This is a genomic window from Streptomyces sp. NPDC102283 (assembly GCF_044766265.1).
Taxonomy (GTDB): Bacteria; Actinomycetota; Actinomycetes; order Streptomycetales; family Streptomycetaceae; genus Streptomyces.
Map to the genome: position 1 here is coordinate 434,684 of NZ_JBIWLQ010000005.1, position 23,365 is coordinate 458,048.

At 70.8% G+C, this 23,365-nt stretch carries 21 protein-coding genes and 1 pseudogene; 11 read left to right on the plus strand and 11 right to left on the minus strand.

The annotated features are described in order from the left end of the window. The first annotated feature begins 52 nt into the window (after positions 1–52). Entirely contained in the window at positions 53–1,210 is a 1,158-nt protein-coding gene (locus tag ACIRJT_RS13410) for an acyl-CoA dehydrogenase (RefSeq protein ID WP_403908259.1), read from the plus strand. Positions 1,211–1,289: 79 nt separating this feature from the next. On the opposite strand, the gene ACIRJT_RS13415 is transcribed toward ACIRJT_RS13410, so the two are convergent. Beyond that, entirely contained in the window at positions 1,290–1,874 is a 585-nt protein-coding gene (locus ACIRJT_RS13415; protein WP_403908158.1) for a 1,4-alpha-glucan branching protein, read from the minus strand. 133 nt (positions 1,875–2,007) lie between these two features. Between ACIRJT_RS13415 and ACIRJT_RS13420 the strand changes: the two genes are divergently transcribed. After that, entirely contained in the window at positions 2,008–2,532 is a 525-nt protein-coding gene (locus ACIRJT_RS13420) for an AAA family ATPase (protein WP_403908160.1), read from the plus strand. A gap of 64 nt (positions 2,533–2,596) precedes the next feature. On the opposite strand, the gene ACIRJT_RS13425 is transcribed toward ACIRJT_RS13420, so the two are convergent. Beyond that, a complete protein-coding gene (locus ACIRJT_RS13425) occupies positions 2,597–3,169 on the minus strand; it encodes a dihydrofolate reductase family protein (protein ID WP_403908162.1) in 573 nt (190 codons plus the stop codon). Positions 3,170–3,328: 159 nt separating this feature from the next. Here ACIRJT_RS13425 and ACIRJT_RS13430 point away from each other — a divergent pair, with 159 nt between their 5' ends. From ACIRJT_RS13430 to ACIRJT_RS13440, 3 genes are all read left to right on the plus strand, one after another. Continuing rightward, on the plus strand, positions 3,329–3,799 hold the full coding sequence (locus ACIRJT_RS13430) for a hypothetical protein (protein ID WP_403908164.1): 471 nt from the start codon (positions 3,329–3,331) through the stop codon (positions 3,797–3,799). Further along, positions 3,796–4,674, plus strand: coding sequence for a class I SAM-dependent methyltransferase (locus ACIRJT_RS13435; RefSeq protein ID WP_403908166.1), 879 nt, complete (start codon positions 3,796–3,798; stop codon positions 4,672–4,674). The genes ACIRJT_RS13430 and ACIRJT_RS13435 overlap by 4 nt, the downstream gene beginning before the upstream one ends. Before the next feature lie 122 nt (positions 4,675–4,796). Next, positions 4,797–5,411, plus strand: a complete 615-nt coding sequence (locus ACIRJT_RS13440) for a hypothetical protein (protein ID WP_403908168.1) — start codon at positions 4,797–4,799, stop codon at positions 5,409–5,411. Positions 5,412–5,433: 22 nt separating this feature from the next. On the opposite strand, the gene ACIRJT_RS13445 is transcribed toward ACIRJT_RS13440, so the two are convergent. After that, a complete protein-coding gene (locus ACIRJT_RS13445) occupies positions 5,434–6,375 on the minus strand; it encodes an alpha/beta hydrolase family protein (protein WP_403908170.1) in 942 nt (313 codons plus the stop codon). A 103-nt stretch (positions 6,376–6,478) separates the two neighbouring features. Between ACIRJT_RS13445 and ACIRJT_RS13450 the strand changes: the two genes are divergently transcribed. Beyond that, on the plus strand, positions 6,479–7,048 hold the full coding sequence (locus ACIRJT_RS13450; protein ID WP_403908172.1) for a TetR/AcrR family transcriptional regulator: 570 nt from the start codon (positions 6,479–6,481) through the stop codon (positions 7,046–7,048). Positions 7,049–7,093: 45 nt separating this feature from the next. Here the strand turns inward: ACIRJT_RS13450 and ACIRJT_RS13455 are convergent, their stop codons facing one another. Continuing rightward, positions 7,094–8,386 (minus strand): erythromycin esterase family protein, encoded by a 1,293-nt coding sequence (locus tag ACIRJT_RS13455; RefSeq protein ID WP_403908174.1) that lies wholly within the window; start codon positions 8,384–8,386, stop codon positions 7,094–7,096. A 66-nt stretch (positions 8,387–8,452) separates the two neighbouring features. Then, a complete protein-coding gene (locus ACIRJT_RS13460) occupies positions 8,453–9,412 on the minus strand; it encodes a hypothetical protein (RefSeq protein ID WP_403908176.1) in 960 nt (319 codons plus the stop codon). 382 nt (positions 9,413–9,794) lie between these two features. Between ACIRJT_RS13460 and ACIRJT_RS13465 the strand changes: the two are divergent. From ACIRJT_RS13465 to ACIRJT_RS13475, 3 genes and pseudogenes are all read left to right on the plus strand, one after another. Then, positions 9,795–10,652, plus strand: a pseudogene (locus tag ACIRJT_RS13465) (helix-turn-helix domain-containing protein); the annotation flags it as partial. A gap of 35 nt (positions 10,653–10,687) precedes the next feature. Continuing rightward, positions 10,688–10,870, plus strand: a complete 183-nt coding sequence (locus tag ACIRJT_RS13470; RefSeq protein ID WP_403908261.1) for a DUF397 domain-containing protein — start codon at positions 10,688–10,690, stop codon at positions 10,868–10,870. A gap of 143 nt (positions 10,871–11,013) precedes the next feature. After that, positions 11,014–12,060, plus strand: a complete 1,047-nt coding sequence (locus tag ACIRJT_RS13475; RefSeq protein ID WP_403908178.1) for a DUF5954 family protein — start codon at positions 11,014–11,016, stop codon at positions 12,058–12,060. Positions 12,061–12,130: 70 nt separating this feature from the next. Here the strand turns inward: ACIRJT_RS13475 and ACIRJT_RS13480 are convergent, their stop codons facing one another. Further along, the gene (locus tag ACIRJT_RS13480) at positions 12,131–13,426 is read right to left on the minus strand and encodes an LCP family protein (RefSeq protein WP_403908180.1); all 1,296 of its coding nucleotides are present in this window, start codon (positions 13,424–13,426) and stop codon (positions 12,131–12,133) included. Positions 13,427–13,543: 117 nt separating this feature from the next. Here ACIRJT_RS13480 and ACIRJT_RS13485 point away from each other — a divergent pair, with 117 nt between their 5' ends. Continuing rightward, positions 13,544–14,092, plus strand: a complete 549-nt coding sequence (locus tag ACIRJT_RS13485) for an acyl-CoA thioesterase (RefSeq protein WP_018961270.1) — start codon at positions 13,544–13,546, stop codon at positions 14,090–14,092. A gap of 120 nt (positions 14,093–14,212) precedes the next feature. Here ACIRJT_RS13485 and ACIRJT_RS13490 read toward each other — a convergent pair whose 3' ends face one another. Further along, positions 14,213–15,595 (minus strand): LCP family protein, encoded by a 1,383-nt coding sequence (locus ACIRJT_RS13490; RefSeq protein WP_403908262.1) that lies wholly within the window; start codon positions 15,593–15,595, stop codon positions 14,213–14,215. Positions 15,596–15,937: 342 nt separating this feature from the next. Between ACIRJT_RS13490 and ACIRJT_RS13495 the strand changes: the two genes are divergently transcribed. Then, positions 15,938–16,966 carry a glycosyltransferase family 2 protein gene (locus tag ACIRJT_RS13495; RefSeq protein ID WP_403908182.1) on the plus strand — a complete coding sequence of 343 codons (1,029 nt, stop codon included), beginning with the start codon at positions 15,938–15,940 and terminating at the stop codon, positions 16,964–16,966. A gap of 105 nt (positions 16,967–17,071) precedes the next feature. Here ACIRJT_RS13495 and ACIRJT_RS13500 read toward each other — a convergent pair whose 3' ends face one another. The 4 genes from ACIRJT_RS13500 to ACIRJT_RS13515 form a co-directional block, all read right to left on the minus strand. Continuing rightward, positions 17,072–18,823: an LCP family protein gene (locus tag ACIRJT_RS13500; protein WP_403908184.1), complete on the minus strand. Its 1,752-nt coding sequence runs from the start codon at positions 18,821–18,823 to the stop codon at positions 17,072–17,074. 37 nt (positions 18,824–18,860) lie between these two features. Next, entirely contained in the window at positions 18,861–20,672 is a 1,812-nt protein-coding gene (locus ACIRJT_RS13505; RefSeq protein WP_403908186.1) for an LCP family protein, read from the minus strand. Positions 20,673–20,896: 224 nt separating this feature from the next. Further along, complete coding sequence (locus tag ACIRJT_RS13510) at positions 20,897–22,423, minus strand: LCP family protein (RefSeq protein WP_403908188.1); 1,527 nt, start codon at positions 22,421–22,423, stop codon at positions 20,897–20,899. A 177-nt stretch (positions 22,424–22,600) separates the two neighbouring features. Beyond that, complete coding sequence (locus ACIRJT_RS13515) at positions 22,601–23,353, minus strand: TIGR03089 family protein (protein ID WP_403908190.1); 753 nt, start codon at positions 23,351–23,353, stop codon at positions 22,601–22,603. Positions 23,354–23,365: the final 12 nt, after the last annotated feature.

Here is a 23,365-nt window from a genome sequence, read left to right on the forward strand (position 1 = left end):
CGCACTAAAATTGAGTTACTTAACGGTAGTTAGCATCTGGGGAGTGAGCGTCTTGGCGGGTTCGACCGATTTCGACCTGTACCGTCCGGCCGAGGAGCACGACATGCTCCGCGAGACCATCCGCGCGCTCGCGGAGACGAAGATCGCCCCCTTCGCCGCCGCGGTCGACGAGGAGAGCCGCTTCCCGCAGGAGGCGCTGGACGCCCTGGTCGCCTCGGACCTGCACGCCGTCCACGTCCCGGAGGAGTACGGCGGCGCCGGCGCCGACGCGCTCGCCACGGTCATCGTGATCGAGGAGGTGGCCCGCGCCTGCGCCTCCTCCTCCCTGATCCCCGCCGTCAACAAGCTCGGCTCGCTCCCGGTGATCCTCTCCGGCTCCGAGGAGCTGAAGCGCAAGTACCTGGGCCCGCTCGCCAAGGGCGACGCGATGTTCTCGTACGCCCTCTCCGAGCCGGACGCCGGCTCCGACGCGGCGGGCATGAAGACGAAGGCCGTGCGCGACGGCGACTTCTGGGTCCTCAACGGCGTGAAGCGCTGGATCACCAACGCGGGCGTCTCCGAGTTCTACACGGTCATGGCCGTCACCGACCCGACCAAGCGCTCCAAGGGCATCTCCGCGTTCGTCGTCGAGAAGTCCGACGAGGGCGTCTCCTTCGGCGCCCCGGAGAAGAAGCTCGGCATCAAGGGCTCCCCGACCCGCGAGGTCTACTTCGACGACGTGCGCATCCCCGCCGACCGGATGATCGGCGAGGAGGGCACCGGCTTCGCCACCGCGATGAAGACCCTGGACCACACCCGCATCACCATCGCGGCCCAGGCCCTCGGCATCGCCCAGGGCGCGCTGGACTACGCCAAGGGGTACGTCCAGGAGCGCAAGCAGTTCGGCAAGCCGATCGCGGACTTCCAGGGCATCCAGTTCATGCTCGCCGACATGGCGATGAAGCTGGAGGCGGCCCGCCAGCTCACCTACTCGGCCGCCGCCAAGTCCCAGCGCGTCGACGGCGACCTCACGTTCTTCGGCGCCGCGGCCAAGTGCTTCGCCTCCGACGTCGCCATGGAGGTCACCACGGACGCCGTCCAGCTGCTCGGCGGCTACGGCTACACGCGGGACTACCCGGTCGAGCGCATGATGCGCGACGCCAAGATCACCCAGATTTATGAAGGCACCAACCAGGTCCAGCGCATCGTGATGGCGCGCAACCTGCCGTAACGCCTTCTGTCGAACGGTCCCCGGTGGAGAACGCCGGGGACCGTTCGCAAGGGCCCAGCCCACAGCGGAGTGACGGACACTACCGCGGTGTCACGGCCGCCATCTCTCCCCGTGCGGCCGTCCCGTCCGGCCAGGTCCAGCCGGCGACGAGGCTTCCCGGTGACCCCTGCTCGGCTTCCGTCGCCCGCAGAACGCGGTTGATCCGGACGTCGGCCCCCTGGCCGGCACCGGCACCGGCCCCGTGCACGATGACGGTCGGGTCGGGGGTGTCGCTCACGTTCTGTTGCTGCGGTTTCGCCTCGCCGCCGAGCAGGGCGCGCAACCGCGCCAGCACCACCGGGTCGTGGGCGCCGTCGTAGATCCATCGGGTGCCGAGCACCCCGTGTTCGGAGGTACCGATCAGCGCCTCGCCGGGGACGTCCTCCAGCGCCGCGCCGCGGTAGCCCAGCGGCACGAGATACGCCACCGGCTCCTGCCCGGCCGTGTCCGCCACGACCATGAACTCGATCCCGACCTCTCCTTCCGGATCGTCCAGACGGAACCCGCCGGCCTTGACCAGCTCCGGCGTCTCCCCGGAGCCCGCGTACCAGCTCTGCCCCGGCAGCCAGGCGGTGAGGAGCTCCAGCTTGCTGGGCGTCAAGGTGGTGTGGTGGATGGTTGCCATGCGGGCTCCCTGATACGTAGGCCGGTCCGTCCTCACGACGGGTGTGTCCGAACCTACGGTGAACGGCCGCTCCGGGGGCGGGGTGTTCAGCCGCGCCGGACCCGGAGTGCTCGGCCGCGCCTAAGGTGGAGCGATGATCATCTGGCTGAACGGAACCTTCGGCGCGGGCAAGACCACCACCGCGAAGGAGGTGACCTCGCTCCTCCCGGAGTCCCGGCTGTTCGACACCGAGAAGGTCGGCGAGATGCTCTGGCACGTGCTCGGAGTGCCGGAGAAGGACTTCCAGGACTTCCCGCCCTGGCGGGGCCTGGTGGTGGAGACCGCGCGGCAGGTGCTCGACCACGTGGGCGGAACGCTGGTGGTCACCCAGACGGTTCTGGTCGAGTCGTACTGGCAGGAGATCCACGCCGGCCTGACGCGGGCCGGAATCCCCGTGCACCACGTCCTGCTGTACACGGACCGGGACACCCTCGTCGAACGTATCGAGACCGACAGCAAGCCCGAGAGCGCCGGCGCCCGGCAGTGGCGGCTGGACCATCTGTCCGACTACGAACGGGCCCTGCCGTGGCTGCGCCGGGAGGCTCGGCTGGTCGACACGACGGGTGTCGTGCCCGCCGAGGTGGCGGAGACCGTCCTGCGAGGGGTGCGCGCGGGCTGACCGGCCGGGCAGGGGCGGGGGCGCCGGTCCGGCCGCGTCCGGGGAGGCGCCCCTTCCGGGCGCGTCAGCGGACGACCTCGAAGACGTTCTTCTGGATGCCGTTGGCGTACGCCTCGTGCTCGACCAGCCTCAGCTTCTGGGCGTCCTTGTCCGTGTCGCTGAACAGGCGCTTGCCCGCGCCGAGCAGGAGAGGGAAGACGAGCAGGTGGTACCGGTCGATCAGGTCGGCGTCCGCGAGGTTCCGGTTCAGATCGGTGCTGCCGTGGACGATGATCGGGCCGCCCTCGGTCTTCTTCAGGGCGGCGACCTCGTCGAGCGACCGCAGGATCGTGGTCTCGCCCCAGTCGGCCACCAGGTCGCCCTCGGTCAGCTCGGTGGAGACGACGTACTTCGGCATCGCCCTGTACCCCGTGAACTCCTCCATGCCCGGCCACACCGGGCTGAACGCCTCGTAGCTCGCCCGGCCCAGCAGCAGGGCGGTGGCCTCCTCCTGTTCCTGGCCCTTGATGGCGTACGCCTCCGGCAGGAACTCCACGTCCTTGAACGTCCACCCCGAGTTCCGGTAGCCGGGCTCGCCGCCCGGGGCCTCCATGACGCCGTCGAGCGAAACGAAGGCGGTACTGATCAGGGTGCGCATCAGGTCTCCTGGCTGTGTCGTGGCGGGCTCAGGCCGGCGCCCGGCGTCGCCTCTCAGTCTTACGGAAGTGCAGACCGCGCACCCCGCGAGAACTCATCGGTCCCGCACCGCGCACCGTCCCCGACCGCACCCCGGCCCCGGCCGGTAGCCTCCCTCCCCATGACCGAACTCGACAGGCTGACCGCCCTCTTCAGCGCCCTGGGGGCGGATGACGACGCCCGCGACTGGGCCGAGTCCGAGGCCGAGGAGGGGCTGCCGCAGCTCGCCCGCTACCGCCTCCTGCGGACGGTGTGGCAGGACGTCGAGGCCTGGGGCACGGCGGCCCCGCAGTGGGTCGACGCCTACCGCACCGACGGGGCGGCCGCCGACGCCGTCGCCCGGGCCCTCGCGGCCGGGCTCGCCCCCGAGGACCTCGGCGCACTGGCCCGCGAGGTCGCCAGGGAGACCGTGTTCGGGGTGCTGCACGCCCTGGCGGACCCGGCGGACGGGTCGCTCCCGGCCGAGGTGGAAGCGCAACTGCCCGGCTGGCGGCTGGCGGAGCTGACCCCGGCCGGCGCACCGACCGGCCGCCATCTCGACGCCCTCCACGAGGACTTCGCCGAACTCGAACCGAAGGGAGCCGTGTCATGACCGCCTCCTCGGTGCCACGGGCAACGGGCGCGGTGGCCGTCTCCCCGGGTGCGGACGCGGAGCGTTTCCCGACCCCCTTCGACCGCGCCGAACGCCGCATCTGGTCCGGCAAGGCCGAGGCGTACGCCCGCACCTGTGCCCTGCTCTGCGCCCACCCGGCGGCGGCCCTCCTCGACGCCGCCGGGGCCGGGCCCGGCAGCCGCGTCCTCGACGTGGGCTGCGGCAGCGGCACCATCAGCGCTCTCGCCGCCGGGCGCGGTGCGAGGGTGCACGCCGTCGACGCCGAGCCCGGTATGGCGGAGGCGACCCGCCGGGCGGTCCCGGAAGCCGAGGTGCGCACGGCAGGGTTGCCCGAACTTCCCTACCCGGACGACACGTTCGACGCGGTCGTCGGCAACTTCGTGCTCAACCACGTGGGCCGCCCGCGCGAGGCGCTGGCCGAGCTGCGCCGGATCGCCCGCCCCGGCGGCCGGGTCGCGGTCACCGTCTGGAGGTCGCCCGGAGCCCCCGGTCAGGCGCTGATCGGCCGCGCGGTACGGGCGGCCGGGCTCACCCGCCCCGACTGGCTCCCCGCACTCGCCCCCGAGGACGACTTCCCCCGTACGCCCGAAGGGCTCGCCGCCCTCCTCGACGGGGCCGGGCTTCTCGGCGCGGAGTGCTCCGAGGCGGTGTGGGAGCACCGCTGTGACCCCGAGACCTGGTGGGCGGGGGCGGAGCGGGGGATCGGCGCGATCGGCCAGGTCCTCAACAGCGGGGGCGCGGAGGGGGTGGCGGCGGCCAGGCGCGTGTACGACGAGCTGTGCGCCGAATTCCGTTCTGCGGACGGGCTGTTGACGCTGCCGCACGCCGCGTTGCTGGCAAGTGGGAGAGCGTAGAGGGGCGGGGCGTCAGGCCGGGCGTCCGGGCGGGCCCGACAGGTGTCTGACGGGCGCCTGAACGATGCGAACGCCGATGCGGATGCCTGAGCGGATGCTGATGAGTGGATGCTGATGAGTGGATGGGACAGGAACCGATGGACAAGAAGTGGCTGCCGCTGACCGTCGTGCTCGGCGTTGCCGGGGTGGCCGTGGTGACAGCGAGTGTCTGGCCGGACGGCGAGGAGGAGCCGCCGTTGCCGCAGAGCCTGTGTCACGGTGCGCTCAGCCGGGAGACGGCCGGACTGATCGACGACGGCAAGGGCGGTGAGGTCAGCACGGAGGAGTGGGAGAGGAAGGGCAGGAGCACCGACTACGCGGTGTTCAAGGGGTGCTCCGTGTTGCGCGCCGGCCCCGACAGCGACTACCCGCGCGGGGTCTACCAACTGCTCATCGAAGACACCCGGAGCGCCCCTGGCGACAAGAAGGACTCCGTCCCTCTCGGTCCCGGGTTCACCGGCTGGGCGCGTCCCGACTCGGCCCACGTCACCCTGCCTGCCGGCTGCGCCGCCCGTATGGGCTCGACCGCCCCGTACATCGCGGCGTCGCTGAAGGTGCCCTCGCAGGACGAGGAGGGCTTGGCCTCGCGAAAGGAGAAGCCGGGCCTCGTCGACCCGGACACCGCGCAGCGCAACAACGCGACCGTGATGCGGGAAGTGGCCACCAGGCTCGCCGAGCGGTACGGCTGCGGCGCCTGACCGCCACGGGGCTGGTGCGGGTTCACTTGCCGACGACGCTCCACACGCCGTCGTCGGCCGCAGCGGTGCGCTCGAGGGCGGCCCACGCGGCGTCGTCGAGCTTGAGGGCGTCGAGGAGGTAGGCGGAGACTACGTCGGCGACGAGGGCGACGCGGTCGGGGTCCTCGTCGGTGGTCTCGGCGGCCCTCTCGCCGGCGAGGCCGCCCAGGGTGTGCTCGCCCTCGGCGATGGTGAGCAGGCTCTTCGGGGACGGGCTGAGGTGGTAGGCGTCGGTGAACCACTCCGGGCCCCGGGTGGAGAGCTGGGACTGGTCCTTGCCGCCCGCGACGACCAGGGCCGGGGTGGTCATCGTGGAGTAGTCCGGCCTCATGAACGGAAGGTGTTCGGCCGCGAACGGGGTGAGGGTGTCGCCGGTTCCGGTCGCGGCGATCAGCGCGCCGGCCGAGACGGCGGGGTGGGAGAAGTCCTCTCCTGGAACCCCGTCGGCGTCCAGCACGCGAGCTCCGAGGATCGCCCCGGCGGTCTGCGCGCCCCAGGAGTGGCCGATGACCGCGATGCGCTCCTGATCGACGCGGGTCTCCAGGCCGCCGGCCTGGGCGAGGAGGTCGCCGAGGCCGTCGAGGACCGCGTGGAGGTCGGCGATCCGGACGCGCCAGACGGTGGCGAAGCGCGGATCGTCCCACCCGATGCCGTTGCGGCGGGAGTCCAGGTGGGTGGGCTGTACGACGACGAACCCGGCGGCCGCCCACCGGTCGACGAGGGGCTCGTATCCGTCCAGGGACCATGCGTTGCCGTGGGAGAACACGATGACGGGAAGGTCGTGGCCCGACAGGGGGGCGGTGACCTTCACCTGGAGGCCGACGCTGCGGCCGGGCGCGGGAACGGTGATGGGCTTGATCGCGACGATCCGCTGGTCGCGGTCCGGGCCGCGGACCAGGCCGAGGCCGAGGTGGCTGGAGGGCATGGGGGACCTGCGCTCTCTGTACGAGGTCGCTCTGCCATACTTTGGCGGAGCAGCGTTCCGCCAACTTAGCGGAACATTGTTCCGCGAGCAAAGGGGGAGCCTCGTGCCGGAACCGGTCGGAGTACGCCAGGCGCAGGCGCAGCGCACCCGCGACGGCGTGTTGGCGGCGGCGTCGGCGGTCTTCGTGGATCAGGGCGTCCAAGCCCCCATCCGCGACATCGCCGAACGGGCCGGCGTCGGTGTCGGCACGATCTACCGGAACTTCCCGACGCGGGCGGACCTCGTCACCGCCGTCTACCGGCACCAGATCGACACCTGCACCGCACTCGCGCCCCGGCTCCTGGAGGAATCGGCCTCCCCGTTCACCGCCCTGACCCGCTGGGCGGACGCGTTCGTCGAGTTCCTGGTGACGAAGCACGGCCTCGGCGCCGCCCTGGGATCCGGTGATCCGGGGCTGGAGAAGCTCCACGCCCTCATGCTCGACACCCTGGTCCCGGCCTGCGCGACGCTGCTCGACGCCTGCGTCGCCGCCGACGAGGTCAGCCCGGACATCACCGCGTACACGCTCATGCGCGCCATCGGGAACCTCTGCATCACCGGCCCCGACTACGACCGGGCGGACGCCGCGCGCATGGTGGCGATCCTCCTCGCCGGATGTCGTCGCCAGGCGTAGCGGCAGGACCCGGCCGCGCGCCCGGGGCGTGACGGCCGGCACACGTCACGGTTGCTTCTTCGCCGGAGGGCTCACCGTGTGGAAGGGGCGCGCCGGAGTCACCTGCCGTAGATGGACGAGTACGTCGAACCACTCGCCCGGAGAACCGCCCGTCATGTGGTGATCGGTGTCGCGTCGAGGGTCGTGGCGTGGTCCGATGAGCCGGGACACGGCGGTCCGGGTGAGCCAGTCGGCGACCTCCCGCGGAGCCTCCGCGCGGAGGTTCAGCAGGTAGTCGCCCGTGGCCTCGTCGTCCAGCACCGACTCCATCAACGGTGGTACGGGGCCGGGCACCCGGAAGGCCGGGGCGTCGGTGTAGGTGGCCAGTTCACCCGCACCGAAGGTGAGGCCGATCGACAGGTACCGGGTGCCGAGGTGTTCGCGCAGGTGGCTTCCCGCGTTACGGGACGGAGAGGCCGGGTCCGGCGGAAAGCTGACGACCCTGGTGCGCGCGTCGGCGGTGTGGGAGCTGGAGGACCAGAACAGCGTCCGGTGGCCGGTGTGCCGTTGCCACCACAGGACGTTCTCGGCGAAGAACCGCTCGTAGTACGCCATGTTGTGCGGGTCCAGCGGATCGTCGTCGTGGTCGTGGAGCTCGTAGTACTGGACGATCAGCCGCGCGTTGTGGAGTGCCCAAGCGTGTCCGTCGTGGATCGGCGCTCCCGCCACCAGGTCGTGCGCCGCCTGTGCGCGGTCGCGCCAGGGCCGCCTGTCGGACAGCGCCCGGAATCGGCTTGTGTGCGCGGACACGTCACCCGCGGGGCGGAGGTCCGCGTAGTGCCGCTCCAGTTCGTCCATCAGCTCGGGTTCGGTTCCGCGCACGTAGTCGGCCACCGTGTCGTACGTCGACGCCCCCGTCCCATGAGGGCTGACCCCGATCAAGCGGACCGGATCACCCGGGTGCGTCTCGTTGAAGGCGCGCATCCACCGGAGGAGGGCGAGGATCTCCTCGGTGCGGCAGAACGGGTCGGCCGCCTCCAGCAGTGCCACGGGGTCCCCGGCCCCGGTGCGGATGTGGGTGTCGAGCCGGGCGGTGAGCGTCCAGTCCTGGTCGAGGGCGACCGTTCGGAAGCCCGCCTCGCCGACCAGCAGACGGGCCATGCGCGTCTGGAGAGCGGAGACCTGGTGTGCGCCGCGCGTCCCGGCGCCGTGGCCCACCACGACCGTTCGCTCGGGGACCATGCCGAGCAGCGGCCGTAGGTCGTCCAAGGGCTCCGACGCGTCCACGGTGGTCAGGGAATGCGCTGTCTCCCTGATCCAGTTCCGAACCGCCGCGCGCTGTTCCGTCGAGATCGTCATGGCGTCACCCTCAAGCCTCAACTCCGGTTGAGGTCAAGCCCGTCCGGGCGCTGCGGGGTGATACGCCTAGGCCGCCTCCCCGTACTGGGCCCGGCAGTCGCGGCAGTGGCCCGGGGCCGGGGAGCGGAAGGCGCGGTCACAGCCCTCGCAGGTCTGGAAGGGGGTGACGGGCGTCCGGCGGACCGGGGCCAGCTCCTGGGCTCCGGGGAGCGGTGGCGGCAGGAGGGCGGTGAGGCGGTGTCTGACGATCTTCGCCGGGTACTTGGGCGGCTGCGGGAGCTCGGCCGTCAGGGCGTGGCGGACGGCGTCGGGGTGCGCGCCCCGCTCCAGCCAGGCAGCAGCGCCGGGGACGAGCTCCTCGACGTCGTCCTCGGAGAGCACCAGCTCCGGCGCGTGACGCCGGAGGTCGGCGAGGAGTGCGGATGCGGCCCGGTGCAGTTCCGGGGTGAGCTCGCGGGGCTGCGGGAGCGGCCTGCGCGGAGGCTTGGGCGCGCTGCGCGACGGTAAGCGGGCCGGCGGGTGTGCTTCCTCCGGTACGGGGGTGGGCTCGGGCGCAGGTGGGGGCGCGGGCGCAGATGCGGGCACCACGGACGTCACCACTGGCCCTGGCGCTGGCCCTGGTGCCACCCCTACCGGCACCACGGTCCCGCCCCGCAGCAACGCCCCCGGCCGGTTGCAGAACACCGTACGGGTGATCATCCGGCCGTTCGCCAGCCTCTCGCGGGTCCGGTGCAGATAGCCGTGGGTCTCCAGCTCGCGCAGGGCGGCGGCGATCGTGGTCTCGCCCTCGGCGAAGCGGGCCGCGAGCGCCTTGATGCCGACCTTGGACCCGGCGGGCAGCGACTGGATGTGTACGCCGATCCCGATCGCGGTGAGGGAGAGCTCGGCGTGCTGCGCGAGGTGGTTGCCGACGACCGTGAAGCGGCTCGTGTGCGGGATCGCGACGTGGATGACGCCGGAGAACGGCAGCGGTCCGGGAATCTCCGCCAGGGCGCGGGTGAGGGCGATATCGTGCTGGGTATCCATGGGGAAGCTACTTCTTCCTTGGTGGTCAGGTCCTCGCTCGGGATTGCCGTCCCGGCGGGGGCCGTCTCATGTCTGGGGTTGTGTGTCAGCGCGAGCATATGCCTGCCAACCCGGCCGAAATCCACACCAGTTGGTGAATCTCACCCATGTGGGTGACCGGCCCGTCCCGCAATTGACCACCGGGATCGGGTGGGGTGGGGTTGGGTAATTTCTCTTGGTTCTTTGAGTAGTTGACGTCGTGGTCCACCGGGTCGCGGTGGACCACGATCCGGTCGGCCTCCACCGGGTCGTGGCGCGCCGCGACCCGGTGTGAGCAGCGATTCCGGGTGGATTTCCGAGGGTCCGTCACTCGGCCCGGTCCGCCGTCCCTGCGCTGCGCACCATGGCTGACGAAGACGTGACCGAGCCCGAGCCGGATCTCGACCTGGACATCGATCCGGCGGACGATTCGAGCGCGGTGATGGCCGCCGTGGGGCGGCAGATCAGACTCTGGCGGGAGGCGGCGGGGCTGCGCGCCGCCGAACTGGGCACGGCCATCGGATACGGCGAGGACCTCGTCTACAAGGTCGAGGGCGGACGGCGCATCCCCAAGCCGGAGTTCCTGGACGGGACGGACCGAGCCGTGGGGGCGGGCGGCAAGATCTCCGCGATGAAGCAGGACGTAGCGGAGGCCCGGTACCCGAAGAAGGTGAAGGACCTCGCCAAGCTCGAACGGGCGGCGGTCGAGTTCGGCGCGTACGACGATCACAACATCAACGGGCTTCTCCAGACCGCCGAATACGCCCGTGCGCTCTACGAGATGCGGCGGCCGTCCTTCGCGCCCGACGAGGTCGAGCGGTACGTCGCGGCACGCATGGCACGGCAGGAGATCTTCCGCCGGAAGCCGCTGCCCATGCTGAATTTCGTCCAGGAGGAGGTGACGATCCGGCGGCCGCTCGGTGGGCGCCCGGTGTTGCGCCGCCAGCTCGAACACATCGTGGAGCTGCAACAGTTGCGGAACGTCGAGATCCAGGTGATGCCGACCGACCGGGAGGATCACGCCGGAATGGGCGGCCGGCTCCAGCTCCTCAAGTTCAAGGACGGAACGGCGGTGGGGCACTTGGAAGGACAGTTGTTCAATTGCCTGACCTTCGCCCCCAAGGGGCTAAGGGTCCTGGAGCAGCGGCTCGGTCTCGTCCGGGCGCAGGGTCTCACTCCCCGGGAGTCGATGGCCTTCGTCGAGAAAGTGCTGGGAGAGACAAGACGCGCAAGAACACGGGTGGAGACAGCTCCGCTCTGGAGTGGTTCAAGAGCAGCTACAGCAGCAACGACGGCCCTGCCTGCGTCGAGGTCGCCGCCGCCCGCAGCGCCGTGCACGTCCGTGACTCCAAGGACCTGGCCGGGCCGCAGCTCGGCTTCACCTCCGCCGCCTGGGCCGACTTCGTCCCGTACGCCTCCGGTTCGGCCTCCGGCAGCTGAAGCTCACGCGCCAACCCGCACGCTCCGAGCGCGCTCGGCCCCCACGGACGGCCGGGCGCGCTCGTCGGCGTCAACTCCGTTCGACGGGGACCCTTTACGGCGGAAACCCTGACACCGACACCCCCCTTCGGCACACTGAGTGCATGAATGCTCACCCGGAGAAATCGCCGGACCACCTCACGATCAACGTCACCCGTCACGACGACCCGGTCTCCGAGGTCACCGAGGCGGACGCCTTCGCCTCGGTCCGCAAGTACCCGAACATCGTGGTCCGGGGGCCCCTGTTCGGGCTTGCCGAGCAGCGGCGCGGCGACCGGCCGCGCTGGCGGCTGCTGGGCGAACTGGACTGCGGCTTCCCGCAGATGGCCCGGGACGAGCTCAACTCGCTCCTGTGGTTCAGGGCGAGGGACGACACCGAGGACCCGGCGGTGCGGAGGTCGCTGCTGGACGCCGTGGCGCGGCTGGAGGTCGAGGCGACCGACGAGGTGTCGGCGGACGGAGTCCGCTACCGGGTCGTGCGCGCCGACGAGTTCGCCCGGATCGGCGGCGACCGCCTGGAGCCGCCCCGGGCCACCGACCCGGACGACGACAGCTGGGACCTGGACGCACCCGACACCTGTCGCACCGAGGGCTTCGTCGTCGACCACGCGGCCGCCGTCGGGCTGACCGAGGGGATCGACCGGGCCGGGCTGCTGGGGCTCTCCTACACCGCCACCCGCTTCCCCGAGGACGTACGGGCCGACTCCCGGCGGGCGTTGACCACTCATCCCGGGGTCGTGCTCCTCCCGACGACGTTCCGGGTGGTGGAGCGGAAGGAGTTGACCTGGTCGATGGTGACCGGGCAGTACTCGACCCCGCAGGGAGCCCGCCGTGCCCTCGTCCACCACCTCACCCGGCCCGTGCCCCAGCTTCCGGATCTGCCGGACACGCCGGAGCTGCCCGCCTGGATGAAGGTGGACGAGAAGGAGGCGGCCCTGCGCGCGCGGGCCGCGAAGAAGTTCACCGCGCGCCGGAGGCCCAACGAACTCGTCCTGCGGGGCCGGCGGTTCGAGGTGGTCCGGGTCGAGAGGGTGATGCGGATCGGTCCGGACGGGCCGGAGAAGTCGCGCCCCTCCGACGTGGACGACTACGGCCCCTCCCAGATCCACCCCCTCATGGACGAGAAGGGGAACATCACCCACGGCTCGTAGGCTGCCCCGGCAGACGGAAGAGGGGCGCCGGGCAACAGCCCGGCGCCCCTCAACGGCTCTGCTCGCGGCCTCAGTTGCCCTTGACCGTGACCTTCTCGTCGTTGTTGAGCTGCTCCACCAACTGCTTCACCTTGGCCTTGTCCCAGACCAGGTTGCCGCCGACGCTGCCCGAGATCGGGATGTTCATCGACGTGCCCTCACCGCCCGTGACGCCCTTCATCGCGAAGAACATGTTGCCCAGTGCCCAGAGGGACATGTCCTTGTCCACGATCAGCGTGTCCAGGCCGGCGCCCATCGTCGGGTACAGCTTGAACGGGTTGATGATCGTGGACGGGGTCGCCGTCTGGCTCGCCAGCGCCGCGAGGAACTTCTGCTGGTTCTTCGTACGGTCCAGGTCGCTGCCCGCGAACGCGTACCGCGTCCGGACGAAGGCGAGGGACTGCTCGCCGTTCAGCGTCTGCTTGCCCGCCTGGAAGTCGGCCCCGGACTTCTTGTCCTTGAAGGCCTTCGGGATGTCCAGCTCGACCCCGCCGATCGCGTCCACGATCTTCGCGAAGCCGCCGAAGCCGATCTCGACGTAGTGGTCGATGTGCAGCCCGGTGTTGAACTCGACCGTGCGGACCAGGAGTTCGGGGCCGTCCTCGGCGTAAGCGGCGTTCAGCTTCACCTGCCGGCCGGTGCCCTGGAACTTCTTCCCGGACTCCGACCCCACGAAGGACGGGATCTCGACGTTGGAGTCGCGCGGCAGTGAGATCAGCGTCGGGCCGCCTGAGCCGTCGTGCAGGATCATCATCGAGTCGGTCCGCTTGCCCTCCGCGGAACCGGTGCGCAGCCGCTTCTTCTCCTCGGCCGACATGCCCTCACGGCTGTCCGAGCCGACGATCAGGTAGTTCGTGCCGTCGCCGGACTCCGGGCGCTCGATGACCTTGGAGAGGTCGACCTCGCGCTTCAGCTTCGAGTCGGCCCAGAAGTACGTCGAGATCGAGACCGCGAGCACCACGACCACCAGGGTGAGCGCGCCGAGCTTGATCCGGCGACGCCAGTCCGGGCGGCCGTGGACGTAACCCCCGTCACCACCGCCGCGACGACCGCCTCCGCCGCCGCCCGATCCGCCGCCCGAGCCGTAGACCTGGCCCGTGTTGTAGCCGCTGTCGTACCCGGGGTCGGGGCTGTTGCCGTAGCGGTCGTCGTATCCCTGGCCCTGCTGCGGCACCTGCGGCCTCTGCGGCGGCGCCGACGGCCTCCGCGGGGCGGGGCGGCGCTGGATGTGCGGCATCGCCCGCGCACTCTCGGGCTGGGGGTTGGCACTGCCCCGCCCGTAGCGCTCGCTGCGGTCGCCGGTCCGTCGATCGGGCCAATCGTTCATCCGCACAGTGTGCCGTCCCGGCCCACAGGTATTACAGGGTGTAAGGGAAATCGCACCAGGGCTGTTGCGAACCTGATGCATTCTGCGGGACGCGGGCCCCCGCATAAGGTGGACTGTATGACAGATCAGGCCACCCGCCCGGAGGGCGAGATTCCGGGCAAGCCGACCGCGGCGTCCCGGACCACCCTCAGCCACATCATGACCGGCAGCGACACCAACCTCCTCGGCACGGTGCACGGTGGCGTGATCATGAAACTGGTCGACGACGCCGCCGGCGCGGTGGCCGGCCGGCACTCCGGCGGGCCCGCGGTGACCGCCTCGATGGACGAGATGGTCTTCCTGGAGCCGGTCAGGGTCGGCGACCTCGTTCACGTACGCGCTCAGGTCAACTGGACCGGCCGCTCCTCGATGGAGGTCGGCGTCCGGGTGATGGCCGAACGCTGGAACGAGTCGACCCCCGCCCAGCAGGTCGGCAGTGCCTATCTCGTCTTCGCCGCCGTGGACGGGGACGGCAAGCCGCGCCGCGTACCGCCGGTGATCCCCGAGACCGAGCGCGACAACCGGCGCTACCAGGAGGCGCAGATCCGGCGCACCCACCGGCTGGCCCGCCGCCGCGCGATCAAGGAACTGCGCGAGAAGCGCGCCGCCGACGGCATCGACGACTGAGCCCGCGCGTACGGCTGCCGATTCGCGGTCACCGGTGACGACTGGACCCGCGCGTACGGCTGCCGAGTCGCGGTCACCGGCTGGACCCGCCCGTACGGCCCCCGACTCGCCGTCACCGGGTTACGGGCAGACCACCTCGTCGCCACGCACCGTGGAGAAGTCGCCCGTCTGCCGGCTCTCCGCCCTCACCCGCTGCACCTTCGTGAAGTCCGAGCCCACCGTCACCTTCATCTGCGGGCCCTGGCCCTTCACCGCCTTCAGCTCACTCCCGGGCAGCGCCGTGGCCAGCGACTTCGCCGACCGGTCCCAGCGCGGGTCGTACTCCACGAGCGTCCGCTTCAGCTCCCGCGCCTCCCCGTTGAGCGGGGCCTCGGTGGTGGCGAAACCGGTCGCCCGCAGCGCCTCGTCCACCGTCCGGCCGAGACCGTCCTTCGGGGTCCCGTTGTAGACCTGCACCCGGACCTGCTTCGGCGCCACGTCCACGAGCGTGGCCGGAGGCTTCTCCGGACCGGCCGCGGGCTTCTGCTTCGCCGGGGCCAGCGGCTTGTCCTCGCGCAGGGCCCGGAACAGCTTCTCCGCCTTCTCCGCGTCCCACTGAACCGTCGAACCGATGCCCTTGACCGGGAAGCTGGGGTTGCCGACGGGCACGGAGGCGAACTCCGACGACTCGGGCCCGAAGTCCTTCATCGCCTTGCCGAGCGCCAGCATCTGCTCCGTACCGAATCCCTCGTCCGCCCGGACCGAGCCGAGCGCCGAGGCCGAGACCTGCTGGAACTTCACCGGGTTCAGCAGCACCCCGCTGCTCGTCGCCTGCTTGATCAGTGCCGCCACGAACTTCTGCTGGCGTTGCATCCGGCCCAGGTCGGAGCCGACGTCCACATGGCGCGAGCGCACGTACTGGAGCGCCCGGCCGCCGTCCAGCTCATGGGTGCCCGCGGGGAGGTCCAGCCCGGTGTACGAGTCCTTCATCGGCCGCGCCGTGCAGATCTTCACCCCGCCCACCGCGTCGACCGTCTTCATGAAACTGGTGAAGTCGACCTCCAGATAGTGGTCGATCTTGACCTTGGTCATGCTCTCGACGGTCCGCACGGTCAGCGTGGGCCCGCCCTCCGCGTACGCGGCGTTCAGCTTCACCGGATGGCTCTCGTGGTGCTTGCCGGTGGTGCGGTCGGTGTGGGCGGGCATCTCGGCGTAACTGTCCCGGGGGAGGCTCACGACGCTCGCCCGCTGCCGGTCGGCCGACAGATGGACCAGCATGATCGTGTCGGTGCAGTGGCAGGGCGCACCGCCGAGCCGGTACTTCTTCTTCTCGGCCTCGGTGATCGTGTCCCGGCCGTCGGTGCCGACGAGCAGCAGATTCGTGCCGTGGCCCCCCTGCGGGCGGTTCTTCATGTCCTTGAACGGATCGACCCGGCCGATCCCGCCCTCCAGGCTGCTCACCACGGCGTGCCCGATCCCGCCGGCCCCCAGCACCAGCACCGACAGGCCCGTGGCCACCCGCATGCCCCAGCGCGGCCGCTCGTCCTGCTTGCGGCGGCGGACCGGCCGGGTGCCCTGGGGCGGGCGGCGGCGCGGGGGAGTGGAGCGGGGATGCGGCGGACGCTGCGGTCGTTGCGGTGCGGGCACGGGGGAGACACCTCCGGGGTGCAAGGGAGACACCTCTGCGGTGCAAGGGGACCATCGCACGGTAGGCCCATACGATCTCCGTCCCGGCCCACGACCCGGCGGCGCGCACCGGTATCCCCCATTCGCGGTAACGTGGCGGCCGAATAGCGCCACCTCCCGGGGCGCCCGCCTCCAGCGGTGCGGCACCCCCGGCGCCCCCGAGGACCACCCGAGGACCACATGTCTGCCGCGCAGTACCCCGCCGTCTCCGTGATCATGCCGGTGCTCGACGAGGAACGTCATCTCAGGAACTCGGTCCGGCACATCCTGGAGCAGGAGTACCCCGGTGAGATGGAGGTCGTGATCGCGCTCGGCCCCTCCGCCGACCGTACCGACGAGATCGCCGCCGAGCTGGTCGCCGAGGACCCCCGGGTCCACACCGTGCCCAACCCCACCGGCCGCACCCCCGCCGCCCTGAACGCGGCGATCAAGGCCTCCCGCCACCCCGTCGTCGTACGGGTCGACGGCCACGGCATGCTCTCGCCGAACTACATCGCGACCGCCGTCCGCCTCCTGGAGGAGACCGGCGCGCAGAACGTCGGCGGCATCATGCACGCCGAGGGCGAGAACGCCTGGGAGGACGCGGTCGCCGCCGCGATGACCTCCAAGATCGGCGTCGGCAACGCAGCCTTCCACACCGGCGGCCAGGCCGGCCCGGCCGAGACCGTCTACCTGGGCGTCTTCCGCCGCGAGGCCCTGGAGCGGGCGGAGGGCTACAACGTCGAGTTCATCCGCGCCCAGGACTGGGAGCTGAACTTCCGCATCCGCGAGGCCGGCGGGCTGATCTGGTTCTCGCCCGAGCTGAAGGTCCAGTACCGCCCGCGCCCCACGGTGAAGGCGCTCGCCAAGCAGTACAAGGACTACGGCCGCTGGCGCCACGTCGTCGCCCGCTACCACTCCGGCTCGATCAACCTCCGCTACCTGGCACCCCCGACCGCCGTCGTCGCCATCGCGGCGGGCCTGGTCCTGGGCGCGGCCGTCACCCCGTGGGCCCTGATCGTCCCCGGCGGTTACGTGGCCGCGATCGTCGCCGGGTCGCTGCCCGCGGGCAAGGGCCTCTCGCTGAAGGCCCGCGCACAGATCCCGGTGGCGCTGGCGACGATGCACATGTGCTGGGGCTTCGGCTTCCTCACCAGCCCCCGGTCCCTGGCCAAGCGGGTCATCGCGAGCCGCCGCCCGGCGATGACCGGCAGCAGCGAGACCGTCTGACCCGGCAGCCGTACACGACAGAAGGGCCCCACCGCCACCGCCGGGACCTGGAGTTCCAGCGGTTTCCAGGGGCCCTTCGGCCGCGTACACGTGCCGTTCGCGACGTCACCAGGTGTAGTTCGGGTTCACCTTCATGCAGGCCTTCTCGTCGTCGCCGTTGAGGGCGCCCGCCGAATCCGGGGTCTTCTCCTTGCCCTTGGACACCGGGTACGTCCCGTCCTCGCGCCAGTCCGCGCCCACGGCGAGCGAGATCCCCGAGACATCGGTGGACTTCTTCACCTGCGACAGCGGAATCCCGAGCGCCTTGGCGACCGCCTGCGCGTCCCCCTCCAGATCCGCGCTCGGATACAGGATCGCCGTCCGCGCGGCCCCGGTCACGTTCCCCGGGTCGACGGTGGCCTTCGCGAAGCCCGCGTCCTTCAGCTGCTCCATCACGTCACCGGCGCGCCCCGAGGCCGACCCGAGCGCGTCCGTGGCGGTCCCGTTCCGCACGGCGACCGCGATCTCGCCGACCGGCGCCGACGGGTCCTTCGTGACCTCCGGCTTCTTCCGCTTGGAGGCCTTGCCGTCCAGCGGAACGTCGTCGCGGACCATCCGGAACAGCTGCTCCGCGTCGCCCGCCTTCGGGTAGACCCGGCCGTTGTTCGTGCCGGTGCCGTACACGTTGGGCATGGTCGACATCGTGATGCGCTTCGTGGGGACCTTTTTGAACTCCTCGGCCAGGTCGTAGAGCTTCTTGACCGTGTCGAGGCCCTTGTCGACCGTCAGCGCCTCGGTGGCCGCCTCGGCGAGGTTCATCAGCTTCGCCGGGTCGGTGAGCTTGGTGCCCTTGCGCAGCTGACGCACCATCGAGTTCATGTACTGGTGCTGGGCCTTCGCCCGCCCCAGGTCGGTGTTGTCCTCGAAGCCGTACCGGGTGCGCAACCACTGGAGGGCCTGCTCGCCCTGGACGGAGGTGGTGCCCTTCTCCAGCTTCAGCCCGGAGCCCTTGCCGTCCCGGCCGCGGGAGTTGATGTTGGCGTCGACGCAGACCGGGACGCCGCCGATGGCGTCGGCCATGGACACCACACCGGCGAAGTCGATCATCATGAAGTGGTCGATCCTGATGCCGGTCAGCTCGTACCAGGTGGCCACCGTGCACCCCGGACCACCGCGGCCCAGGCTCTGGTTGGTCTGCACCTCCGTGGTGCTGGCCGGGAAGACCTCGCCGTCCGGGGCCGTGCACTTGGGCATCTTCAGCATGGTGTCGCGGGGCATGCTGATCACGGAGAGGTTGCTGCGGTCCGCGGAGATGTGGAGCAGCATCTGCACATCGGCCAGCGGCGGTGCGCCGAAGGTCTCCTTCGCCCCGCCCAGCTTCTGGTTGGCCTTGGAGTCCCGGGCGTCGGAACCGATGAGCAGGATGTTGAGCGGGGTCTGCCCGGCGGCGTTGGCCTTGTGATCGGCCATCTGCTTGTCGCCGAGGGTCAGATCCTCTTTCTTGATGTTGCCGTTGAGGTGCTCGTAGTAGAGGTAACCGGTCGCGCCGGTGGCGAGTATGACCACCGAGAGCACGGAGGCGCTCCAGCGCAGCACGCGCCGCTTGGCGCTCTTGGGCGCGCGGCGGCTGCTGCGCCCCTGGACGCCGCCCCCGCTCCCACCCTGGCCCCGCGCCGTCCGACGGCCGCCCTCCGGCACCTCACGGCCGCCCTCCGGCACCTCACGGCCACCCGGCCCGTCGCCGTCCCCCGGCCCGTCGCCCCCGCTCCGTCCGCCGTCGCCGTGCGGGCTCCCGTCCCGGCCGAGTTGATCGGCGCGGCGGCCGCGTGATCGCGTCCTCGCCCCGGGCGTGCTGCTCCGTCCCACCGGACCCCCCATGCTGTTCAGATTTCCGCTGTGACGCGGTGACCCGGTGTCACTGGGCGCATACCGCCTTGTCGGCGCTTGCCTTCTCGATGTCCTTCGGCGGCTTCGCCGGTCCGGTGATGAGCTGGCCCGCGCCCTTGAAGTCCGCCCCCAGCGTGAGCACCATCGCCTCGAGTCCCTCGGCGTCGGCGGTGCCCTGCTTCATGGCCGTTGCGGGAAGTCCCATCATCTCGGCGAGCGCCCGGGCCTGATCGGCCTGGTTGGGCGCGTACTCCAGCGTCGTCTTCTTGATCTTCTCGGGTGCGTTGGCCTTGTTGGTGGACTTCAGCACCCCCTGCTCGTTCTGGAGCCAGGTGACGGTCGAGCCCGCCGCGCCGGGGATCTCACCGCCGTTGAGGACGTCCACGCGTACGTCGGCGGCCTCGGCCTTCGGCCCCTTGAGCAGGGCCGCCTGCTTGCCCTTGGCGGCCTTCTCCTTCTGCTTCACCTCGGTCAGCGAGGTGTCCGAGCGCATCATTGCGAAGAGCTGCTCGCCCTTGACCGGGTCCACGACCACGGTGACGGGCTTCGGCTCGGCCGGGTTGTCTATGACCGGCATGGTGAGGAAGCTGATGTTCTTGGTGTCGACCTTGCCGATCTCCTCGGCCAGCGTCATCAGCTTCGTCGCGTCGCCGATGGCCGTGTCGACGGTCAGCGCGTTGGTGGCGGCGTCGGCCAGCTTGTACAGCTTCTTCGGGTTGGTCAGGGTGTCGTTCGACTTCATCTCGCGGATCATCGAGCCGAGGAACTGCTGCTGCACCTTGATCCGGTCGAGGTCGCTCCTGTTGCCGAAGCTGTCCCGGGTGCGCAGCAGGGCCAGCGCCTTCTCGCCCTGCACCTTCGACTCGCCCTCGGGCAGCTTCAGATGCGACTTCGGGTCGTCGATCGGCTTCGCCATGCAGACCTTGACGCCGCCGACCGCGGTGGTGAGGTCCTTGACCGCGTTGAAGTCGACCATCATGAAGTGGTGGGGCTTGACCCCGGTGATGTTCTCGACCGTCTTCATGGTGCAGCCGGGGTTGCGGCCGTTCTGGCCGAGGCTGGTGTTGAAGCGTTGGTTCGGGGTGCCGGGGATGACCGTGGAGGTGCCGTCCCCGTTCTTCGACTCGCACTCGGGGATCTCGGTCATCAGGTCGCGCGGGATGCTCATCGCCGTCGCGTTGGTCCGGTCCTCGGAGACGTGGAACAGGATGGTGGTGTCGGCGTGGCCCTCGCTGCCCTTGTCGCCGTACCCCTCGTTGCCCTTGCCGGTGCGCTTGTCGGTGCCGATGATCAGGATGTTCATCGGGCCGTCGGTCACGACGTTCTTGCTGCCGGCGTCGCCCACGTCGATGGCGTCGATGTTCCCGTTGAGCTTCTGGTAGACGAGGTACGCGCCGAGCGAGGTGCCCACCACGACGAACGCCATGACCCCGCCGGTCCACAGCAGCGCCTTCTTCTTGCGCGACTTCTGGGGCTTGCGCTTCCGGCGGCCGGCCGAGGGCGGTTCGGCGGCCCCGCGTCCCCCCGGGGAGCTGCGGCGGCTGCGCTGACCCGGTACCTGCCGCGGCCCGTCCGGGGCGCCCTCGCGCTCACGCGAACCGGACCCGCGGCGTCCCGAGCCCTCGCGTCCCGAGCCCTCGCGGGACGAGCCCTCGCGGGACGAACCGGTCCGGGAGCCGCCGCGGCGACCGGTTCCCTCGGCTGTGGCCGTACGCGAAGGACTGCTCGACTCCCCAGTGGAGTGATCCAGTCGCAGTTCGTAATTGCCGGTGTGCGGGTTGAGTACCCACTGGTCGGCGGGGTCGATATCGTCCGCCCGTCCACGACTGTGCGCGTCCACGGTTGCCTGCGTCCTCCGTCGGTGCCACGCGAGGCGCCCTCCCCCGGCAAGGCGCTCGTTCCTTCGCTCCAGCAGTGCACGACCTGACGGCCGGAAGCACCGGATCGCGTCACACTATCCGGCCGATTCCGCGTCGAGCGACGTGCGTGACACATTCCACGCCCCTTACAACCGGGCATTCTTCCCATTAGGCGTCGATTGTGTTCTGTGTCTTGGCAATTGCTTTACTGCTTGCACAGGTCGTCTGCCGCACTCGACCCCGAATAGGTGGGTGTGGGCGTCGGACTCCCGGACCCCGTGTCGTCCGGTTTCCCGTCCTGCTTCCCCTCCTGGCCCTGCCGCGCTTCCTTGAGTTCGTCTGCCGGGACCACGGCGACGGGCCGGTCCTCGCGGAGTTGCTTGAACAGGTCACCGGCGTCCGGTTCGACGAGTTCGTCCCGGTTCGCGTTGTTGCGGTACGGCTGCCGGGGCACCGTCAGGAACTGCACCTGCTCGGTCGGCACGTTGCGCATCCCGCGCACCAGGTCGTACAGGTCGCGCAGCGAGTCCAGCCCCGGGTCCGTGGTCAGCGACTTGGTCGCCGCGTCCAGCACCGGGTAGAGCCGCGTCGGGTTGAGCAGGACGCCGTTGCTCTGCATCTTGTTCACCAGGGCGCCCAGGAACTGCTGCTGGCGCTCCATGCGTTCGGTGTCGCTGCCGTCGCCGAGGGTCTTGCGCGCCCGTACGTAGCCGAGGGCCTCCTCGCCGTTCAGCGTCTGCCGGCCCGCCGGGAGCTCCAGGTGCGCGTCCTTGTCGTCGATCGGCTCCTTGAGGCAGATCTCGACCCCGTCGACGGCGTCGACCATGTCCTTGAAGCCGTTGAAGTCGACGACCATGTGGTGATCGACGCGGATGCCGGTCATCCGCTCCACGGTGCGGATGGTGCAGGCGGTTCCACCGAGTTCGAACGCGGTGTTGAACTGGGTGAACTGCTCCCGCGTCTCCTTGTCGTCCTCGGTGCGGCAGCTGGGGATCTCCACCATCAGGTCGCGGGGGAGGGACACGGCGGTCGCGCTCTTCCGGTCCGCCGCGAGGTGCAGCAGGATCGTGGTGTCGGAGCGCTGGCTGCCGCCGTCGTCCCGGCCGTACTTCCGGTTGTCCCCGGCCCGGCTGTCGGACCCGATGAGCAGGATGTTCTGGGCGTCCATGACGACCGGGGTCGGCCGCTCCTTCTCGTACGCCTTGAGTTCGGCGGCGGCGCTCGTGTCGGTGGTGATGTTCCCGTCGAGCTTCTGGTACATCCACCAGCCCACGCCCGCGGCGACCAGCACGAGGAACGAGGCGCCGAGCGCGGTCCAGCGCAGCCAGCGGCGCTTGCGGGCCGCGACGATGCCGTCCTTGGGCCGGTCGGCCCAGGTCCGCACGCCGGCGTCGCCCCCTGCCTCGGGTGCGCCGTCACTTTCCCCGGCGCTCTCGCCGCTGCCGGCCTTCGCGGGATCCGGCTCGGGTTCGGCGCCCGGCTCGGGTTCGGAGCCCGCCTCGGGCTCGGGATCCGCGGCGGCCGGGGTCTCCTCCCCGGCCGCCGGTGTCCCGCCCTCAGGGGCTCCGTCCTCGGGGTTCACATCCTCGGGGGTCCCGTCCTTGGGGGTCCCCTTCTCGGGGTTCGCGTCCTCGGGTCCGGGCTCTTCCTGCGACCTGCCCTGCGGCTTGTCCCCGGCCGAGTGGTCCGGGTCGGACGGCGGGCCAGCACTGTCGGTCACGTCTGCGTCCATCCTTCACGTTCGGCGGCGCGAGGGGCCGCCGGTCGCAGGAGTAGACGGCTGAAACTCACGCTTGGTTGTGCACGGCCAGGAGAGTGGTCTGTACCGCCCGATCATCTACCCGCTCCGGAGCCGATTACCGAGGACTCGGCCCGCTGTGGGCCGGACGAGTGCACCTCAGAGCGCTTGTCATACCGCGGTGTTGGTGACCCGCTCGCTCTCGGTCCGCTTGGCCAGTCCGTCTCCGCCGAGCTGCCCGAGGTGGCGGCAGAGCACGACGGAACCCCCGGCCGCCAGTGGCGCGAAGAGCCCGGCGCTCAGCCCTTCCCAGCTGTCGTACGTACGCCCGGTGAGCAGCCGGGACCCCGGTACGAGTCCGAGGGCGTCGGCGTCCTCGCGGGCCCGGGCGACGAGCCGCGCGCCCGTGAGCTCGATCCCGCCGACGACCAGCGCGGGCGCGTCCGGGTCCACCGGGGCGAAGGGCGCGAAGCGGTCGCCCTGGCTCGGCACCTCCACCGCGTAGTCCATGAACCCCTCGGGCGTCTGCGGGAACCGGCCGCCCAGCGGCCGCAGTGCGAGGGCGACGCGCTCGCCCCGGCAGGCCCGCGCCCGCTCCAGGGTGTCCGGGCCGGTCACGACGAGGTCGGCGGCGGCCGGGTCGCCCTGGACCTCGGCGACGACCCCGACGGAGGAACAGGCGAGCAGCCAGACCGCGGACTGCCAGTGCGCGGGGAGCAGCAGGGCGAGCCGGTCGCCCGGCTCCGCGGCGAGGTCGCCCTGGAGCAGATTGGCGGTCTTGGCCACCCAATTGGCGAAGGTGGCCACCGACAGTTCGACGCGTTCTCCGGTGGCGTCGTCGTAGAAAGTGACCAGAGGTCGGGTCGGGTCCGCGGCGAGCGCGGATCGCAGCAGGTCGGCGGGGGTGCGGTCGCTGGAGTTCACCCGCGCAAGCGT

Bases quoted from the DNA above. Each gene is read 5' to 3' on its own strand.
- ACIRJT_RS13480 (WP_403908180.1), bottom strand. From the start codon at position 13,426: ATGAACGATTGGCCCGATCGACGGACCGGCGACCGCAGCGAGCGCTAC.
- ACIRJT_RS13475 (WP_403908178.1), top strand. From the start codon at position 11,014: ATGAATGCTCACCCGGAGAAATCGCCGGACCACCTCACGATCAACGTC.
- ACIRJT_RS13420 (WP_403908160.1), top strand. From the start codon at position 2,008: ATGATCATCTGGCTGAACGGAACCTTCGGCGCGGGCAAGACCACCACC.
- ACIRJT_RS13510 (WP_403908188.1), bottom strand. From the start codon at position 22,423: ATGGACGCAGACGTGACCGACAGTGCTGGCCCGCCGTCCGACCCGGAC.
- ACIRJT_RS13455 (WP_403908174.1), bottom strand. From the start codon at position 8,386: ATGACGATCTCGACGGAACAGCGCGCGGCGGTTCGGAACTGGATCAGG.
- ACIRJT_RS13415 (WP_403908158.1), bottom strand. From the start codon at position 1,874: ATGGCAACCATCCACCACACCACCTTGACGCCCAGCAAGCTGGAGCTC.
- ACIRJT_RS13500 (WP_403908184.1), bottom strand. From the start codon at position 18,823: ATGGGGGGTCCGGTGGGACGGAGCAGCACGCCCGGGGCGAGGACGCGA.
- ACIRJT_RS13495 (WP_403908182.1), top strand. From the start codon at position 15,938: ATGTCTGCCGCGCAGTACCCCGCCGTCTCCGTGATCATGCCGGTGCTC.
- ACIRJT_RS13485 (WP_018961270.1), top strand. From the start codon at position 13,544: ATGACAGATCAGGCCACCCGCCCGGAGGGCGAGATTCCGGGCAAGCCG.
- ACIRJT_RS13490 (WP_403908262.1), bottom strand. From the start codon at position 15,595: ATGCGGGTGGCCACGGGCCTGTCGGTGCTGGTGCTGGGGGCCGGCGGG.
- ACIRJT_RS13430 (WP_403908164.1), top strand. From the start codon at position 3,329: ATGACCGAACTCGACAGGCTGACCGCCCTCTTCAGCGCCCTGGGGGCG.
- ACIRJT_RS13440 (WP_403908168.1), top strand. From the start codon at position 4,797: ATGGGACAGGAACCGATGGACAAGAAGTGGCTGCCGCTGACCGTCGTG.
- ACIRJT_RS13435 (WP_403908166.1), top strand. From the start codon at position 3,796: ATGACCGCCTCCTCGGTGCCACGGGCAACGGGCGCGGTGGCCGTCTCC.
- ACIRJT_RS13425 (WP_403908162.1), bottom strand. From the start codon at position 3,169: ATGCGCACCCTGATCAGTACCGCCTTCGTTTCGCTCGACGGCGTCATG.
- ACIRJT_RS13460 (WP_403908176.1), bottom strand. From the start codon at position 9,412: ATGGATACCCAGCACGATATCGCCCTCACCCGCGCCCTGGCGGAGATT.
- ACIRJT_RS13445 (WP_403908170.1), bottom strand. From the start codon at position 6,375: ATGCCCTCCAGCCACCTCGGCCTCGGCCTGGTCCGCGGCCCGGACCGC.